Annotated in this window: 14 protein-coding genes and 1 pseudogene; 9 read left to right on the forward strand and 6 right to left on the reverse strand. The window is 71.8% G+C overall.

The features are described 5' to 3' along the window. The first annotated feature begins 96 nt into the window (after nt 1-96). Entirely contained in the window at nt 97-1,554 is a 1,458-nt protein-coding gene (locus ACFP1K_RS00195) for a HAMP domain-containing sensor histidine kinase (RefSeq protein ID WP_380745742.1), read from the forward strand. Between the two features lie 125 nt (nt 1,555-1,679). On the opposite strand, the gene clpB is transcribed toward ACFP1K_RS00195, so the two are convergent. The 6 genes and pseudogenes from clpB to ACFP1K_RS00225 all read right to left on the reverse strand — a co-directional run bounded on the left by clpB (nt 1,680) and on the right by ACFP1K_RS00225 (nt 9,122). Next, nucleotides 1,680-4,259 (reverse strand): ATP-dependent chaperone ClpB, encoded by a 2,580-nt coding sequence (gene clpB, locus ACFP1K_RS00200; RefSeq protein ID WP_380745744.1) that lies wholly within the window; start codon nt 4,257-4,259, stop codon nt 1,680-1,682. Between the two features lie 195 nt (nt 4,260-4,454). Then, nucleotides 4,455-4,686 (reverse strand): annotated as a pseudogene (locus ACFP1K_RS00205) (heat shock protein transcriptional repressor HspR); the annotation flags it as partial. Between the two features lie 41 nt (nt 4,687-4,727). Then, a complete protein-coding gene (gene dnaJ / locus ACFP1K_RS00210) occupies nt 4,728-5,906 on the reverse strand; it encodes a molecular chaperone DnaJ (protein WP_380745746.1) in 1,179 nt (392 codons plus the stop codon). A gap of 35 nt (nt 5,907-5,941) precedes the next feature. Further along, nucleotides 5,942-6,583 carry a nucleotide exchange factor GrpE gene (grpE, locus tag ACFP1K_RS00215; RefSeq protein WP_380745748.1) on the reverse strand — a complete coding sequence of 214 codons (642 nt, stop codon included), beginning with the start codon at nt 6,581-6,583 and terminating at the stop codon, nt 5,942-5,944. Beyond that, nucleotides 6,580-8,454 carry a molecular chaperone DnaK gene (gene dnaK, locus ACFP1K_RS00220; protein WP_380745750.1) on the reverse strand — a complete coding sequence of 625 codons (1,875 nt, stop codon included), beginning with the start codon at nt 8,452-8,454 and terminating at the stop codon, nt 6,580-6,582. Before dnaK ends, grpE begins: the two co-directional genes overlap by 4 nt. Nucleotides 8,455-8,666: 212 nt before the next feature. Beyond that, complete coding sequence (locus tag ACFP1K_RS00225; protein ID WP_380745752.1) at nt 8,667-9,122, reverse strand: hypothetical protein; 456 nt, start codon at nt 9,120-9,122, stop codon at nt 8,667-8,669. Between the two features lie 177 nt (nt 9,123-9,299). Between ACFP1K_RS00225 and ACFP1K_RS00230 the strand changes: the two genes are divergently transcribed. The 8 genes from ACFP1K_RS00230 to ACFP1K_RS00265 all read left to right on the forward strand — a co-directional run bounded on the left by ACFP1K_RS00230 (nt 9,300) and on the right by ACFP1K_RS00265 (nt 17,845). After that, on the forward strand, nt 9,300-10,208 hold the full coding sequence (locus tag ACFP1K_RS00230; protein ID WP_380745754.1) for a proline dehydrogenase family protein: 909 nt from the start codon (nt 9,300-9,302) through the stop codon (nt 10,206-10,208). Nucleotides 10,209-10,248: 40 nt separating this feature from the next. Then, nucleotides 10,249-11,043 carry a pyrroline-5-carboxylate reductase gene (gene proC / locus ACFP1K_RS00235; protein ID WP_380745756.1) on the forward strand — a complete coding sequence of 265 codons (795 nt, stop codon included), beginning with the start codon at nt 10,249-10,251 and terminating at the stop codon, nt 11,041-11,043. 107 nt (nt 11,044-11,150) lie between these two features. After that, nucleotides 11,151-12,377, forward strand: coding sequence for an MFS transporter (locus ACFP1K_RS00240; protein WP_380745758.1), 1,227 nt, complete (start codon nt 11,151-11,153; stop codon nt 12,375-12,377). A gap of 105 nt (nt 12,378-12,482) precedes the next feature. Beyond that, nucleotides 12,483-13,043, forward strand: coding sequence for a dihydrofolate reductase family protein (locus tag ACFP1K_RS00245; RefSeq protein WP_380745760.1), 561 nt, complete (start codon nt 12,483-12,485; stop codon nt 13,041-13,043). 81 nt (nt 13,044-13,124) lie between these two features. After that, nucleotides 13,125-14,546: an efflux RND transporter periplasmic adaptor subunit gene (locus ACFP1K_RS00250; RefSeq protein WP_380745763.1), complete on the forward strand. Its 1,422-nt coding sequence runs from the start codon at nt 13,125-13,127 to the stop codon at nt 14,544-14,546. Next, a complete protein-coding gene (locus ACFP1K_RS00255) occupies nt 14,546-15,298 on the forward strand; it encodes an ABC transporter ATP-binding protein (RefSeq protein ID WP_380745766.1) in 753 nt (250 codons plus the stop codon). The genes ACFP1K_RS00250 and ACFP1K_RS00255 overlap by 1 nt, the downstream gene beginning before the upstream one ends. Next, nucleotides 15,295-16,479: an ABC transporter permease gene (locus ACFP1K_RS00260; RefSeq protein WP_380745768.1), complete on the forward strand. Its 1,185-nt coding sequence runs from the start codon at nt 15,295-15,297 to the stop codon at nt 16,477-16,479. Before ACFP1K_RS00255 ends, ACFP1K_RS00260 begins: the two co-directional genes overlap by 4 nt. 202 nt (nt 16,480-16,681) lie before the next feature. Next, nucleotides 16,682-17,845: an acetoin utilization protein AcuC gene (locus ACFP1K_RS00265; protein WP_380745770.1), complete on the forward strand. Its 1,164-nt coding sequence runs from the start codon at nt 16,682-16,684 to the stop codon at nt 17,843-17,845. Nucleotides 17,846-17,858 lie beyond the last annotated feature (13 nt).

Genomic DNA, 17,858 nt, shown 5'->3' on the forward strand with positions numbered 1-17,858 from the left:
CCTGGCAGCGTGGAGCGTGATGTCACACCTACGAAGGGGTTAACCCCTTCTGGGGGGAGACGCGGACTCTTCTCCCGTTACGGTCTTTGGTTCCGGATGGCCGCGTCGCTGGTGCTGATTTCGGCGGTGGCCGCACTGCTCGCCGCGGTGATCGCGTGGTTCATCGTCCCGCGCGGGCTGTCCCCCTGGATCCAGGTCGACTACGGCAAGAACACCGGCAGGTCGATCGAGGAGCAGGCCCACATCCTCGCGGGCGGGAACGCCATCGGGCTGGGCCTGATGGCGATCGACCTCTCCGTGCGCGACCGCACGCTGTCCGACCATGCCCTGCTGGTCGAGGCGGCGAAACGATGGGCGGAGAAGGTCGAGCGGCCGGCCGACCCGACCGGTCTGACGATCGTGCTGGCCGTGGCGGGGATGGACGGGCGACTGGTGCGGGAGTCGTCGCCGGCCGTCTACCCGGCCGGGTCGACGCCGCCCGGGCTGGAGGCGGGGACCTTCGCGGGCAGCGGTCTGAGCAAGAAGCCGGGACAGCCGCTGGTGTGGGTCACGATGCCGATACAGGTCCTGCAGCCGATGCGGGTGATCGGCGTGGTCTACGTGTCGGCCGAGGAGCCGGAAGGCTACGTGCCGTCCGTGCCGCTCATCACCTCGGGCTGGGAGCCGAACGACTCCGGGTGGCTGGGGACCGCCGGGCTGGCGTTGCTCCTGCTGGTGCCGGTGTGCGTCGCGTTCGGGTTGCTGAGCACCCGCCCGTTGATCTCCCGGATCCGGCGGCTGGCCGCGGCGACGGCCCTGATGGCGCAGGGTGATCTCCGCGCCCGGGTCCCGATCTCCGGCACCGACGAGGTCGGCCGGCTGGAAGCGGGCTTCAACCTGATGACCGAACGGGTGGAGGCCGCGGCGCGGGCCGAGAGCGAGGCCGCCGGCGTGCAGGCACGTTCGGCCGAACGGACCCGGATCGCCCGCGAGTTGCACGACTCGATCTCCCAGCACCTGTTCTCGGTCAGCCTGACCGCCGACAACCTGCGCCGCACCCTCCCGGAGGGTTCCCGCGCCCAGGACCAGGCCGAGTCGGTCGAGCAGACCGTCCGCCGCACCATGCGCGAGATGCGCATGATGCTGCTGGAACTACGCCCCGCCGAACTGGACGAGGCCGGCCTCGCAGGCGCACTACGGGAGGTCTGCCAGACCTACCAAGCACGCCTCGGCATCGCCATCACGACCGCCCTGGACCCGGTGGACCTGGACCCCCGCGCCGAGCACACCGTCCTGCGCGTGGCCCAGGAGGCCCTGGGCAACGCCGTGAAACACAGCGGCGCCGAAGCCATCGAACTGGGCGTGACGACCGTGGACGACCAGGTCGAGGTCCTGGTCCGCGACCACGGCCGAGGCTTCGACCCCGAACAGACCAAGGAACGCCACGGCTTGGGCCTACGCCTGATGCGCGAACGCGTCACCGAACTAGGCGGAACCATGGAGGTGCGAAGCGCCCAAGGCGAAGGCACAACGGTCCGCGTACGCATCCCAGCAGCCGCAGAGGCACGCCTCTAAGGAACCACGGACCACGCCGTGACCCCCTGGAGACGTCTCGAACACGGTGCTCCCCACCATGCCGTCTTGAACGCCGAAACCCGCCCTCGCCGGTGAGTGGCCGGGGGAGGGCGGGTTTCGGGGGGTCAGGGGGTGGTGGAGACGGTTAGGGTGTCGGCGGTTTCGTCTAGGTCGACGGTTACCTGGTTGCCGTCGTGGATTTCGCCGGAGAGGAGGCTCTTGGCTAGTTTGTCGCCGATGGCGGACTGGACCAGGCGGCGTAGGGGGCGGGCGCCGTACATCGGGTCGTAGCCGGTCAGGGCCAGCCATTCCCGGGCGGCGGGGGTGACCGTCAGGGTCAGGCGGCGGTCGGCCAGGCGGGTGGCGAGGCGGGCCACCTGGAGTTCGACGATCTGGGTGAGTTCCTCGGCGCCCAGGGCGTCGAAGAGGATGACGTCGTCGAGGCGGTTGAGGAACTCGGGCTTGAAGGATGTGCGGACGGCGGCCAGCACCTTGTCGCGCTTGGCGGTGGAGTCCAGGGAGGGGTCCACGAGGTACTGGGAGCCGATGTTGGACGTCAGGATCAGGATGGTGTTGCGGAAGTCGACGGTGCGGCCCTGGCCGTCGGTGAGGCGGCCGTCGTCGAGGACCTGGAGGAGGATGTCGAAGACCTCGGGGTGGGCCTTCTCGATCTCGTCAAGGAGGACGACGGTGTACGGGCGGCGGCGGACGGCCTCGGTGAGCTGGCCGCCCTCCTCGTAGCCGACGTAGCCGGGCGGGGCGCCGACCAGGCGGGCGACGCTGTGCTTCTCGCCGTACTCGCTCATGTCGATGCGGGTCATGGCGCGCTCGTCGTCGAACAGGAACTCGGCGAGGGCCTTGGCCAGCTCGGTCTTGCCGACGCCGGTGGGGCCGAGGAACAGGAACGAGCCGGTGGGGCGGTCGGGGTCGGAGATGCCGGCCCGGGCGCGGCGCACGGCGTCGGACACGGCCTGGACGGCCTCGCGCTGGCCGATGAGGCGGCGGCCGAGCCCGTCCTCCATGCGCAGCAGCTTGGCGGTCTCGCCCTCCAGCAGGCGGCCGGCGGGGATGCCGGTCCACGAGGAGATGACCTGCGCGATGTCGTCCGCGCCGACCTCCTCCTTGACCATGGCGTCCTCGGGCTGGGCCTGGGCGATGGCCTCCTCCAGCTCCTTCTCCAGGCGCGGCACGTCGCCGTACATCAGGCGGGACGCGGCCTCGAAGTCGCCGTCGCGCTGGGAACGCTCGGCGGTGGAGCGGGTGTCGTCGAGCTGCTTCTTCAGCTCACCGACGCGGTTCAGCGAGGTCTTCTCCTTCTGCCAGCGCACGACCAGCGCGTCCAGCTCCTCCTGCCGGTCGGCCAGCTCCTTGCGCAGCCGCTCCAGCCGCTGCACGCTCGCCTCGTCGGTCTCCTTGGCGAGCGCCAGCTCCTCCATCTTGAGACGGTCCACGGCGCGCTGCAGCTCGTCGATCTCGACGGGACGGGAGTCGATCTCCATGCGTAGGCGGCTCGCGGCCTCGTCCACGAGGTCGATGGCCTTGTCCGGCAGGAACCGCGCGGTGATGTACCGGTCGGACAGCGCCGCCGCCGCGACCAGCGCGCCGTCGGAGATCTGCACCTTGTGGTGGGCCTCGTAGCGGCCCTTGAGGCCGCGCAGGATCGCGATGGTGTCGTCCACGGTGGGCTCGCCCACGAAGATCTGCTGGAACCGGCGCTCCAGCGCGGGGTCCTTCTCGATGCGCTCGCGGTACTCGTCCAGGGTGGTCGCGCCGATCATGCGCAGCTCGCCGCGGGCCAGCATGGGCTTGAGCATGTTGCCGGCGTCCATGGCACCCTCGGCGGCGCCGGCGCCGACCACGGTGTGCAGCTCGTCGATGAACGTGACGACCTGGCCGTCGCTCTCCTTGATCTCGGTGAGCACGGCCTTCAGCCGCTCCTCGAACTCGCCGCGGTACTTGGCACCCGCGACCATCGCGCCGAGGTCGAGCGCGACGAGCCGCTTGCCCCGCAGGCTCTCGGGCACGTCGCCCGCGATGATGCGCTGGGCCAGGCCCTCGACCACGGCGGTCTTGCCGACACCCGGCTCGCCGATCAGCACGGGGTTGTTCTTGGTGCGGCGGCTCAGCACCTGCACCACGCGGCGGATCTCGTTGTCCCGGCCGATGACGGGGTCGAGCTTGCCGGACTTGGCGCGCTCGGTGAGGTCGACGCCGTACTTCTCCAGCGCCCGGTAGGTGTCCTCGGGGCTCTCGCTGGTCACCCTGGCGTGCCCGCGGACCTTGTCGAACGCCTCCAGCAGGGCGTTCGGCGTGACGCCCTGGGCCTTGAGGAGCTGCGCGATGGGGCCGCCGTCCGCGGCCAGGCCGACCAGAAGGTGCTCGGTGGAGACGTATTCGTCCTCGAGCTGCTTGGCCCGGGCCGCCGAGGTGTTCAGCACGACCAGAAGCTGCCGGGACGTGCTCGGCGCGCTCACCGTGGCGCCCTGCGCCTTCGGCAGCCCTTCCAGCTGCTTCTCGGCGTCGGCGCGCAGCTTCTTCCAGTCGGCGCCGACCGCCTCCAGCAGGTGGACGGCGGTTCCGTCGGTCTGGGCGAGCAGGCTGGTGAACAGGTGGGCGGGCGCGACCTCGGGGTTGCCCTCGGCGGCGGCGCGCCGGATGGCGGCGGACAGTGCGTCCTGGCTCTTGCGCGTCAGCTTGTAGTCCACGTTGACCTTGCCTTCCTCGCATGGCGGCTCGCCCGGATCTTCCCGGGGCCCCCGCCGGGTGCCGTGCTATGGGATCGCCGCCGGGGAGGCGGCGGAAGAATCAGGCCGGCGGCAGTTGGTACTGGATCAGCGCGCGGATCATCGCCATCTCGCCCTTGAGGCGGTTGAGCTCCTCGCGCATGCGGAGGTTCTCGGTCTCCAGGGCGAGGATGCGCTTGATGCCGGCCAGGTTGATGCCCTCCTCCTGGGAGAGGCGCTGGACCTCGCGGAGCAGGACGATGTCACGAGTGGAGTAGAGCCTGCCCCGTCCGGCCGTCCGGCCGGGACTGACCAGGCCGAGACGGTCGTACTGGCGGAGGGTCTGTGGATGCAGCCCGGAGAGCTGAGCGGCCACCGAGATGACGTACACGGGTGTGTCGTCGGACAGATCGAAATACCTGGCGTCCACCGGCGTCGCCTCCCTTCGGGTTACTCGCTTCCGGCCTGTTTCAGCAGCTCGGCCCGTACGTCCTCGCCGTCGGACACGGCGCGGAACTCTTCCAGGGCGGACTTGGCCTTGTCGTCGAGGTGTTGTGGCACCGCGACCTCGACGGTGACCAGGAGATCACCCTTGGTGCCGTCCTTGCGGGTGACACCCCGGCCGCGCACCCGGAAGGTGCGGCCGTTCGGGGTGCTCTCCGGCAGGCGCAGGGTGACCGGAAGGCCGTGCAGGGTGGGCACCTTGATCTCGGCGCCGAGGGCCGCCTCGGTGAACGTCACCGGGACGGTGACGGTGAGGTTGTCCCCCGAGCGGCCGAAGACCGGGTGGGGTTTGACGTGGACCTGGACGTAGAGGTCGCCGGCCGGGCCGCCGTTCTCCCCGGGAGCGCCCTTGGCCTTGAGGCGGATGCGCTGGGCGTCCGCCACGCCGGCCGGGATGCGGGCCTGGAGGTTGCGGGTGCTCTTGCCGCGCCCGCTGCCCTCGCACACCGGGCAGGGGTCGTCGACGAGCAGCCCGCGCCCCTTGCAGTCGCGGCACGGCTCGGAGAAGGCGAAGTTGCCGAGGTTGCGGCTGGCCGCCCCGGTGCCCTCGCAGGTCGGGCAGACCCGCGGGGTGGTGCCCGCCTTGGCGCCCGTGCCGCTACAGGCCGGGCAGGCGGACGAGCTGGTCAGCCGCAGCGACACCGTGGTGCCCTCGACCGACTCGCTGAACGACAGGGTGACCTCGGACTCGATGTCCTGTCCCCGGCGCGGACGGCTCGTGGTGCCCGTGGGCCGCCCGCCGCCCCGGTTGAACAGCCCGCCGAACAGGTCGCCGATGCGCTCCCCGGTGCCGCCCTGGTTGCCGCCGAACAGGTCGCCGAACTCGAACGAGAAGCCCCCGCCGCCGGGGCGGGGGGCGCCGCCCCCCGCGTACCCGCCGAGCCCGGACCCGAACAGAGTCCGGGCCTCGTCGTACTCCTTGCGCCGTTTGGGGTCCGACAGGATGTCGTACGCCTCCGAGACCTGCTTGAACTTCGCCTCGGTCTCGGTGCTGCCCTGGTTGGCGTCGGGGTGGTACTTGCGGGCCAGCTTGCGGTAGGCCTTCTTGATCTCTTCGGCTGTGGCGGTCTTCGACACACCAAGGACCGCGTAGTAGTCCTTCTCCAAGTAGTCCTTGGTGCTCATCTATCGCTTCCTTCGGTGCGCAAAGGGGACTTCGCTCAATTGTCCTCGGGTTCGGCCGCCTCGCCCGCATCTGACGCGGAGCGATCGGCGGCCGGGGCCGGATCCTCGGGCTCGGCGACCGCGACCCGCGCCGGGCGCAGGATGCGGTCACCGATCTGGTAGCCGGGCTGAAGGATCTCTACGCAGGTCGGCTCGGTGACGTCGGGGGAGTAGCTGTGCATGAGGGCCTCGTGCACCGTGGGGTCGAACGGGTCGCCCTTGGTGCCGAAGGTCACCAGGCCCAGCTTGCCGACGGCGCTCTCCAGGGCCTCGCTCACCTTGGCGAAGCCGCCGGTGAGCTCGCCGTGGTCGCGCGCCCGGCCGATGTCGTCGAGCACGGGGAGCAGCTCGGTCAGGACGTTGGCCACCGCCTGCTCGCGGACCACGACGCGGTCGCGCTCCACGCGCTTGCGGTAGTTGGAGTATTCGGCCTGGAGGCGCTGGAGGTCGGCCGTCCGCTCGGCGAGCTGGGCGGCCAGGCCGTCGTCCGGCGCGGTCTCCTCCGCCGGGGCGGCGGGCGGCGGCTGGTCGGCCGCCTTGCCCGCCGCTTCCCGCACCTCGCCGGTCGTCGGGTCGATGCGCCGGTTGTCGCGGATGACCAGGCCCTCGTGCTCGCTCCCAGAGGTCGGGGACGTCACGCGGCACCGCCCTCCCGCTTGGGCTGCTCGTCGTCGATGATCTCGGCGTCGACGACGTCGTCGTCGGCCTTGGCCTGGCCGTCGGCGGGCGGCGCGTCCTGCGGGGTGGCGTCGCCGGTGGCCTGCGACTGGGCGTAGATCGCCGAGCCCATCTTCTGGCTGACCGTGGCGAGCTTCTCCGCGGCGGTGCGGATGGCGGCCGAGTCGGTGCCTTCGAGGGTCTTCTTGAGCTCCGCCAGCGCGTCCTGGACCTCGGTCTTGACGTCGGCCGGGATCTTGTCGTCGTTCTCGCCGAGGAACTTCTCGGTCTGGTACGCGAGGGAGTCGGCGTTGTTGCGGGTCTCGGCCTCGTCGCGGCGCTTCTTGTCCTCTTCGGCGTAGGAGTCGGCCTCGCGCATCATGCGCTCGATGTCTTCCTTCGGCAGCGCGGAGCCGCCGGTGATGGTCATCGACTGCTCCTTGCCGGTGCCGAGGTCCTTGGCGCCGACGTTCACGATGCCGTTGGCGTCGATGTCGAAGGTGACCTCGATCTGCGGGATGCCGCGCGGGGCCGGGGCGATGCCGGTCAGCTCGAACGTCGCGAGCTTCTTGTTGTACGCCGCGATCTCGCGCTCGCCCTGGAACACCTGGATCTGCACCGACGGCTGGTTGTCCTCGGCGGTGGTGAAGACCTCGGACCGCTTGGTCGGGATGGTGGTGTTCCGCTCGATGATCTTGGTGAAGATGCCGCCCTTGGTCTCGATGCCGAGGCTCAGCGGGGTGACGTCCAGCAGCAGGACGTCCTTGACCTCGCCCTTCAGCACACCGGCCTGGAGCGCGGCGCCGATGGCCACGACCTCGTCGGGGTTGACGCCCTTGTTGGGCTCCTTGCCGCCGGTCAGCTCCTTCACCAGCTCGCTGACGGCCGGCATGCGGGTGGACCCGCCGACCAGCACCACGTGGGCGATGTCGGCGACCTTGATGCCGGCGTCCTTGATGACCTGGTGGAACGGGCCCTTGCAGCGCTCGAGCAGGTCGGAGGTGATGCGCTGGAACTCGGCGCGGGTGAGCTTCTCCTCGAGGTGGAGCGGGCCCTCGGCGGAGGCGGTGATGTAGGGCAGGTTGACCGAGGTCTCGGTCTGCGCCGACAGCTCGATCTTGGCCTTCTCCGCGGCCTCACGCAGGCGCTGGAGGGCCATCTTGTCTTTGGACAGGTCGACGCCGTGGGCGTTCTTGAAGCGGGTGACCAGCTCGTCGACGACCCGCTGGTCCCAGTCGTCGCCACCGAGGTGGTTGTCACCGCTGGTGGCCTTGACCTCGACGAAGCCGTGGCCGTCCTCCTGGCCGACGTCCAGCAGCGAGACGTCGAAGGTGCCGCCGCCGAGGTCGAACACCAGGATGGTCTGGTCCTTCTCCTTGTCCAGGCCGTAGGCCAGGGCGGCGGAGGTGGGCTCGTTGATGATGCGCAGGACGTTGAGGCCCGCGATCTGGCCGGCCTCCTTGGTGGCCTGGCGCTGGGCGTCGTTGAAGTACGCCGGGACGGTGATGACCGCGTCGGCGATCTTCTCGCCGAGGTAGGCCTCGGCGTCCGTCTTGAGCTTCTGCAGCACGAAGGCGCTGATCTGCTGGGGAGAGAACTTCTTGCCGTCGATCTCGACGGACCAGTTGGTGCCCATCTCCCTCTTGACCGAGCGGATGGTCCGGTCGACATTGGTGACGGCCTGGCGCTTGGCGACCTCGCCGACCAGAACCTCGCCGTTCTTCGCGAACGCGACCACGGACGGCGTGGTCCGCGAGCCCTGCGCGTTGGCGATGACCGTGGGCTCACCGCCCTCGAGAATCGAGACGACGGAGTTGGTCGTCCCCAGGTCGATACCTACCGCACGTGCCATGAGTACGTCCTTGTAGTCAAAGTTGAGTCCGAGTGACTCAATCATGTGATCCGCTTGCGGCTTTGTCAAGCAGCTTGAGTCTAACCGGCTCAACCCTGGGTGTGGGACGGCTATTCCCCCTTTTCACCCCGCAGGACGACACGGTTCATCCTGGAGAACGACGCAGGCCCGGCCCGGGTGCCCGGGCCGGGCCGCCGCCGACAGCCGGGTGGCTACTTCGCGCCGTCGACGATCCTCCGGTCGTCGAGCGGAGCCTTCAGGTCCACCGTGGTCATCTTGCGCACCGCGATCTGCACGCAGATCGCGTCCGGCTCGGAGGGCCCCTCGAACAGGGTGACCGTCACCGAGCCCGCGGCCTCCTTCACCTCCACCCGGTCGAGCACGTGGCACGGCTCGACGCCGGACCACCAGTAGACCTTCAGCGACCGGCCGTCGGCCGAAGGTTCGGTCTGCTCGAACGGGATCGGGCGCGGGTTTATCGTGTTCCCCTCCGGCCGCACCGGGCTCGCCTTCGTGCCGGGCGTCGACGTCGCCGGCGGGGACCCCACGTCGGTGGAGACCGGCTGGTCGTCCTCCGGGCGGGGAGACGCCGCGGAGTCTCCGGGCACGTTGCCGCAGCCCATGGTCAGCAGCAGGGATCCGGCCGCCAGTAGCACTGTCGTCATCATCCGCATGTCCCTTCGCATGTCCTATTGACGTATCCCGCTTTCCGGGGGTTCGGAACCATGGGAGCACCGATATGGTTCCGCCGCGCGGATCCGCGGCGGTGTCGCTCTGGATCGGCGCGCCCGGACCCGTAGGCTGAGGGAGATCTCCTCCCCTCCGCCGTCAGCCGGGAAGGTGCCATGGTGTTGCGTCGCGTTCTGGTGGCCGCTTCGAGCAGCGATCGGGTCGAGAGACTGGTGAGGTCGGCACCGCCGGCCCGCGCGCTGGTGGAACGGCACGTCGCCGGGCCCGGCGCCGAAGAGGCCGCCTCGGCCGCGGCCGGGCTCGCCGCGGACGGCCTGCCGGTCACGCTCGACCACCTCGGACGGCCCGCCCGCACCGCCGCCGACGCCGAGGACGCGGTGAAGGCGTCCCTGACTCTCGTCGACGCGCTCGCCCGCCGCGACATCGCCAAGGGGGCCGACATCCTGGTGCGGCTGCCCGCGATGGGGCTCGGGCTCGATCTCGGCCTGGCCCGGCGGGGCGCCGCCCGCGTCTGCGAGGCCGCGGCCGAGGTGGGCGCCACCGTGACCCTCGACGCCGATCCGGCCACCGCCGACGCCGTCCTCGGCGTGCACGACGCGCTGCGCGAGGACCACCCGGGGCTCGGGGTGGTCGTGCCCGCGTCCCTGCACGACGCCGAGCAGATCTGCCGGTCGCTGGCGCCGGCCCGGGTGCGGCTGATCCGGGGGTCCACCCCGGGGGTGTGGGGGGCTCCGGCGTATCTCCACCCCCACGAGGTGGACCGGTCGTACGTGCGGTGCCTGCGCGCGCTCATGGCCGGGGCCGGGACGCTCATGATCGCCACACACGACCGGCGCCTCATCGAGATCGCGTCCGCGCTCGCCGTGCTGAACGAACGCGAGCCCGACGGGTTCGAGTACCAGATCTCCTACGGTCTGCGGCCGCCCGCGCTGGACCGGCTTCCCGGCGCCCGGGTGCGCGTCCACGTGCCCTACGGCGAGAACTGGTATCCCCATCTCGCCCGCCGGCTGGCCGATCATCCTTTCGCGCTGTTCGCGCGGGGGACGCGGCCGGGGAGTCGGTAGGCTGCGGAGGACTCGGACTGTATAGGCGAGGTGCCTTCGGATGATCGCGATATTGGGGACCGGCAAGATGGGCGAGGCCCTTTTGTCCGGGCTGATGCGGGCGGGGATCGACGCCGGGGAGATCATGGCGACGGCCCGGCGGGAGGAGCGCGCGCTGTCGCTGCGCGAGCGGTACGGCGTGCGGATGGTGTCCAACGCCGAGGCGGCCAGGACGGCCGACACGCTGATCCTCGCCGTTAAGCCGCAGGACATGGCCGCGCTGCTCACCGAGATCGCCCCGCACGTGCCCGAGGGGCGGCTGGTCGTGTCGGTGGCCGCCGGCATCACCACCGCCTTCGTCGAGTCGCGGCTCGGCGGCGAGGTGCCGGTGGTGCGCGTCATGTCCAACACCCCCGTTCTGGTCGACGAGGCGATGAGCGTCATCTCGGCGGGCGCCCACGCCTCCGAGGACCACCTCAAGCAGACCGAGAACCTCCTGGCTCCCGTCGGCAAGGTGCTGCGCATCCCCGAGTCCCAGCAGGACGCCGCCACCGCCCTGTCCGGCAGCGGCCCGGCCTACTTCTTCTACCTGGTCGAGGCCATGGTCGACGCCGGCATCCTGCTCGGCATGCCCCGCGCCGCCGCCCTCGACATGGTCACCCAGTCCATCGTCGGCGCCGCCATAATGCTCCGCGACTCCGGCGAGCACCCGGTGATCCTCCGCGAGGCCGTGACCTCCCCCGGCGGCACCACCATCGCCGCCATCGCCGAGCTGGAGCGCCACAGCGTCCGCGCCGCGTTCCTCGCCGCCATCGAGGCGGCCCGCGACCGCAGCCACCGCCTGGCCGCCGGCTGACCCTTCCCGCATCGGCCGCCTGCCGACCCGTCTACGGAAACGATTAGGAAAGTTTGTAGTCGGAAGGCATCATGTTCCCTGGTCGAACGGGGGACATGGGGGAATCGGTGACTCAGGTCGTTCAAGAGGTCGCGCCTCGGGCCGTTTGGACGCGGGACTTCGGGCTGTTCTTCACCGCCAGGTCGGTCTCGACGCTCGGGACGGCGATGGTGCCGGTGGCGATGTCGCTCGGGGTGCTGCAGGCCGGGTACGGCATCAGCGGGGTGGGGTACACGCTGGCGTCGTCGACGTTGCCGATGGCGTTGCTGGTGTTGTTCGGCGGGGTCTTCGCGGACCGGTTCACGCCCCGGCGGATGATGGTGGGGGCCGACTCGGTGCGGCTGGTGACACAGTCCGTCACGGCCGTGCTGTTCCTCGGCGGGACGCCGCAGTTGTGGCAGCTCATGGTGATCTCGGCGGTGAACGGCACGGCGGCGGCGATGTTCCAGCCGGGGCTGGCCAGCCTGATCCCGCGGATCGCGTCGGACGTGCAGCGGGCGGTGGCGACGCAGCGGACGTCGGAGTCGCTGATGCTGCTGGTCGGGCCGTCGATCGCCGGGGTGCTGGTCGCGTTCGCGGACGTGGGCGTGGTCTTCCTCGTGGACGCGGCGGGCTTCGGGGTGAGCGCCCTCTGCCTCGCGCTGCTGCGGCTGCGTGACGTGCCCCGGGTGGGCACGGAGGCGACCGTGTGGGTCAACCTGCGGGAAGGGTGGCAGGAGTTCCGGTCCCGCACCTGGATGTGGGGGGTCATCCTCGTCTGGTCGGCCATGGGGATCGCGGTGTTCGGGCCGGTGCTGCCGCTCGGCGCCACCCTGGTCAGCGCCGCCTACGGGGCCACCAGCTACGGCCTCGTCACCTCGGCCTTCGGGGCGGGCACCATCGCCGGCGGGCTGGTCGCGATGCGCGTCAAACCGTCCAGGCCGCTGGCGGCGGGGGCGGCCGCGATGTTCCTGTTCGCCCTGGAGCCGCTGTCCATCACGCTCGGCCTGCCGCTGCCGGTGATGGCCGCCTGCCACCTGGCGGCGGGCGCCGGGTCGGCGTTCTGGGGCGTCATGTGGATGACCAGCGTGCAGACCCAGGTCCCGCCCGACGCGCTGAACCGCGTGCACGCCTACGAGGTCGCCGGCTCGATCATGGCGATCCCCATCGGCCAGGCGCTCGCCGGGCCCGCCGCCGCGCTGCTCGGCCCGCGCGAGGTGCTCGCCGTCTCCACGGTGGTCGCGGTGAGCAGCTGCGTCTGCCTGATCGCCGTCCCCTCGATCCGCGGCCTGCGCCGGGCGTCCGCCACCCCCTGAACTTGTCGTACGCGCGGCGTAGGGTCGGGCTCCACGGCCGGCGCATCCCTCCTGACCAGGGTGACCGTGCCGTCCGACCCTGACCCCCCGGTGCGGAGGACCACGATGCGAAAGATCGTCACAGCGATGTCGGTGAGCCTCGACGGGTTCATGGAGGGCCCCGGCGGCGAGATCGACTGGCACATGGTCGACGACGAGCTGCACACCCACTTCAACGAGCACCTCGGCACGATGAGCGCCTTCATGAACGGCCGCGTCAGCTACGAGCTCATGGAGGGGTTCTGGCCGGCCGCCGACGCCGACCCGGCCAATCCCAAGCCCGTGGCCGAGTTCGCCGCCATCTGGCGGGACACCCCGAAGTTCGTCTACTCCCGCACCCTGGACCACGTGGGCCCGAACGCCACCCTCGTCCGCGACGTCGTCCCCGAGGAGATCGCGGAGCTGAAGGCGCGGCCCGGCGGGAACATGACCGTCGGCGGCGCCGGCCTGGTGGCGTCCTTCCAGCGCCACGACCTGATCGACGAGTACCACCTCTACGTCCATCCGCTGGTCCTCGGCGCGGGCAAGCCCCTCTTGCCGCCGGGTGCCGCGTTCGACCTGGAGCTGACCGAGACCCGGGTCTTCGGCAACGGCGTCGTCCTCCTCCGGTACCGCCGCCCCAGGTGATCCGGGGGGCGCGCGGGCCGAAGATCCGGTGACGTGGGGGCAGAAAACCAGGCGGGTGGCGGGGCTTCTACGATTGCTCGGGTGACGGTTCGTCGCGGTTTCCCCCCGCTCCTCATCGGTCTCATCCTTCTGGTGCCGGGTTGCTCGGGCGAGGACGCGCCCCGGGTGCAGATCGCCGAGGTCGGACGGGCGGCGGTCAGCGAGGTGGTCGAGGCGCCCGCCACCATCGCGGCACGGGCGACGGCCACGCTGCGCTCCCCGGCGGGAGGGACGGTCGCCAAGCTGTACGTGCGGGACGGCGAGACCGTCGACAAGGGCCAGATCCTCGCCAAGATCAGCTCACCGCAGGCGCAGGAGCAGCTCAAGCAGGCGCGCAAGGCCGAGCGGCAGGCGTCCAAGCCCGTGCGGCTCGGCGGCGGGCTTCCCGCGCCGAACATCAGCCTCGCGGGGCTGTCCACCGGCACGTCGCTGGACCGCAAGGTGGCACGGGACTTCCAGCGGGCCCGCGCGGCGGCCCGCAAGATCGACGACGCGGGGCTGCGCAAGCAGCTGGTGGCCGCCGTGGACACCGCCGAGGCGCGGCACCGGGCGCAGCGCGCGGAGCTCAACAAGATCACCCAAGGGCTGACCCGGTCGATCAACCAGGTGCTCGCGCAGGTCAGCGGCCAGCTCGGCGCGAGCCTCGGCGGCCTGGCCTCGTCCATGGGCTCGCTCCAGGCTGTCTCGGCGTCCCAGGCCAAGGCGGCGGTCCGGGTGGCGCGCACCACCGTGGACGGGCTGGTGATCAAGGCGCCGTTCCGGGGCGTGGTCACCCTCGGCGGCCCGTCCGGCGGCGGCTCCGCGGGGCTCGGCTCGCTGCTCGGCTCCCTCCCGCCGGAGCTCGCCGGGCAGGCGGGCGCGGCGGGCGGCGCCGGGGGCGGCTCGGGTGGTTCCGGGGGTGGCTCGGGCGGCACCGTCGCGGCCGGGGTGCCGGTGTCGGCGGGGGACGCGATCGCCACCGTGACGGACGTGTCCAAGCTGACCCTCTCCGCCGACGTGGACGAGACCGACGTGCTGCTGGTGAGCCGCGGCGTGAAGGCCGAGGTCGAGCTGGACGCCGTGACCGGCGCCACCTACCGCGCCGAGGTCACCGGCGTCGGGGTGACCCCCAGGGAGGGCACCACCGGCGGCGTCAGCTACCCCGTGCGCCTCACCCTCGGCGACGGCACCTACGACGACGGCGGCGAGGCCCCCACCCCCAAGCCCGGCATGAGCGCCGTGGTCCGCCTGACCGTGCGTGAGTCCCCCGACGCCGTGGCCGTCCCGGCCGCGAGCGTCGTCACCAGCGGCCGGGACACCGTGGTGTGGGTCGTCCGCCGCGACGGCACCGCCGAGCGCCGCGTCGTCAAGCTGGGCGCCCAGGGCGACGCCACCGTCGAGGTCGCCCGCGGCGTCTCCGTCGGCGAACGCATCGTCGTCCGCGGCGCCGACTCCGTCCGCCCCGGCCAGAACCTGACCGGCTGATGCCCGCCTCCGGCCCTGTCACCTCCGGGTATCGGCCCACCGAGGGGGCCGCGGCGTTCGAGGCCGTGGAGTTGACGCGGTCGTACCGGCTGGAGGGGGTGTCGGTCGACGCGCTTCGGGGGGTGAGCCTGCGGATCGAGCCGGGGGAGTTCGTGGCGATCGTGGGGCCGTCCGGGTCGGGGAAGTCGACGCTGATGCATCTGCTGGGGTGCCTGGACCGGCCCACCGCCGGGACCCTGCGGGTCAACGGGGTGGACGTGGCCACGCTGGACGACAGCGGGCTGGCGGATCTGCGTAATCAGGTGGTCGGGTTCGTGTTCCAGTCGTTCCATCTGCTCGGGCGGACCTCGGCGCTGGAGAACGTGGCGCTGCCGCTGGTGTACCGGGGGGTGGGCCGGGGCGAGCGGCGCAGGCGGGCCAGGGAGGCGCTGGAGTCGGTGGGGCTCGGGCACCGGATGGACCACCGGCCGTCCCAGATGTCGGGCGGCGAGCAGCAGCGGGTGGCCATCGCGCGAGCGCTGGTCGGAGACCCGAAGGTCGTGCTGGCCGACGAGCCCACCGGCAACCTCGACACCCGCAACGGCGAGGAGGTCATGGGCATCCTGGCCCGCCTCAACGCCGAACGCGGCGTGGCCGTGGTCCTCGTCACCCACGAGGCCGAGGTCGCCGCCCGGGCCCGCCGCCGCATCCACGTCCGCGACGGCCTCATCGAGCTCGACGACGCGGCGGCCGCGCCGGGAGACGCGCGGTGAGGGGGGCCGAGGCGCTGCGGATGGCGCTGGAGGCGCTCCGGGTCAATCGGCTGCGCAGCGCGCTGACCATGTTCGGTGTGGTGATCGGCGTGTCGGCGGTGGTGATCCTGGTCGCGATCGGGACCGGGGCGAAGCAGGCCGTGGAGCGGGAGATCGCCGGGCTGGGGAGCAACATCATCCTGGTGGTGCCGGGTCAGGTCGGGCTGGGGGCCGCGCCGACGCAGAGCAGGCTCGACCTGGCGGACGTGGCGTTCATCCGCAGGGTGGTGGGCGATCCGTCCAAGGTCACCGTCGCGGTGAACTCCGGCGAGTCGGTGCGGGTCGGGCGGACCGAGGTGTTCGCCACGATCACCGGCACCGACCAGAACCTCCCCAACATCTTCGATCGCCCGCTGCGCCGGGGCCGCTACCTCAGCGTCGCCGACGTCGACACCCGCCGCCGCGTCGCGGTGCTCGGCTCGGAGGTCGCGAGCAAGCTCTTCCAGGACGTCGACCCGATCGGCCGTCAGGTCACCGTCGCGGGCGTCCGGTTCCGGGTCATCGGCCTGTACGAGCCGGTCGGCGCGACGTTCGGCGTGGCGCGCGACCAGGAGGTGCACGTCCCGGTGACCACCGCGCAGCGCCTCGTCGGGCTGGACCGCATCAACGGCATCGCGGTCGGCGCGTCCGGCCCGGACGAGATCGAGCCGCTGCGGCAGCGCGTGATCCAGGGCCTCGCCGAGCGGTACCCGGGCGAGCGGTTCAGCGCCGTCACCCAGACCCAGTTGCTCGGCACCATCGGCAGCGTGCTCGGCATGCTCACCGGCGTGCTGGCCGCCATCGCGGGCATCTCGCTGCTGGTCGGCGGGGTCGGGGTGTCCAACATCATGCTGGTCAGCGTGCGGGAGCGCACCCGCGAGATCGGGCTGCGCAAGGCCCTCGGCGCCCGCCAGCGCGACGTGCTTGGGCAGTTCCTCATCGAGGCGGTCCTGCTCACCACCATCGGCGGGATCATCGGCATCCTGCTCGGCGTCGGCGGCTCGCTGCTGATCCAGGCGGTGTCCCCGGTGCCGGCCGCGATCACCTGGTGGTCGGTGGCGCTGGCCTTCGGCGTGTCGGCGGCGGTCGGCGTCTTCTTCGGCGTGGCCCCCGCCCGCAGGGCCGCGCGGCTGGACCCGGTGATCGCCCTGCGCGCCGAGTGACCCCTGCCCCGGACGGCCCCCGCCTCTGCCCGGACGGGCCCGCCCCGGGGGCGGACATGGCCGTGATCCCCGGTGGCGGCCACTCAGGAGACGGACCCGAGTGCGGTACGGTCGGGTGCATGAGGGTAGCGCGGCGGGCCGGTGATCGTCCGCGCTGGGAGGGCCTGCGGGGCGGCCGGTTCGTCACAGGTGGGGTGAGCGTGTGAGCCGATCCGTGAGAGTCGTCTGGGACGACAGACTGGTCACCTACGACTTCGGCCCCGGGCATCCCCTGGCGCCCGTCCGGGTGGAGCTGACCATGGCGCTCGCCCGCGACCTCGGCGTACTGGACAAGGTCGAGCTCACCGGATGCGACCCCGCGACCGACGACGAGCTGGCCCTGGTGCACGAGCGGGGATACATGGAGGCGGTGCGGCGGGTGTCCGCCACCGGCCGCCCCGACCCCGCGATCGGGCTCGGCACCACCGACAACCCCGCCTTCCCCGGTGTGCACGAGGCGTCGGCGCTGGTCGCCGGGGCGACGCTGGCCGCCGCCCGCGCCGTGTGGACCGGCGAGGCCGAGCACGCCCTCAACATCGCCGGGGGCCTGCACCACGCCATGCCCGGCGCCGCGAGCGGCTTCTGCGTCTACAACGACCCCGGTGTGGCCATCGCGTGGCTGTTGTCGCAGGGCGCGCGCCGCGTCGCGTACGTCGACGTGGACGTCCACCACGGCGACGGCGTGCAGGCGATGTTCCACGACGACCCGAGGGTCCTCACCGTGAGCCTCCACGAGAGCCCCCGCACGCTGTTCCCGGGCACGGGCTACCCGCACGAGACCGGTGTGGAGGGCACGGCCGTCAACGTCGCGCTGCCCGCCGGATGCGGGGACGCCGGGTGGCTGCGCGCCTTCCACGCGGTGGTCCCGCCGCTGCTGCGCGAGTTCCAGCCGGAGGTCCTGGTGTCCCAGCAGGGATGCGACGGCCACGCCCTGGACCCCCTGGCGAACCTGCTGCTCAGCGTGGACGGCCAGCGGCGCACGTACGCCGCGCTGCACGCGCTGGCCCACGAGACCGCGCGCGGCCGGTGGCTGGCCACCGGCGGCGGGGGCTACGAGCTGGTGCGGGTGGTGCCCCGCGCGTGGACCCACCTGATCGCCGAGGCGGCGGGCGCCCCGCTCGACCCGGCGACCGTGACGCCGGAGAGCTGGCACGAGCTGGTCCGGCTGCGCACCGGCGAGGTGCCGCCGCTGTCGATGACGGACGGGCGGAGCGCGGAATTCCGCGATTTCGCCGATGGTTACGATCCTGCGGACGCCGTGGACCGGGCGATCATCGCCACGCGGAAGGCCGTCTTCCCTTACCACGGGCTGGACCCGCAGCCCTAGTCCCCGGCCGGCG

It is taken from the genome of Sphaerisporangium aureirubrum (assembly GCF_042658925.1).
Classification (GTDB): Bacteria; Actinomycetota; Actinomycetes; order Streptosporangiales; family Streptosporangiaceae; genus Sphaerisporangium; species Sphaerisporangium aureirubrum.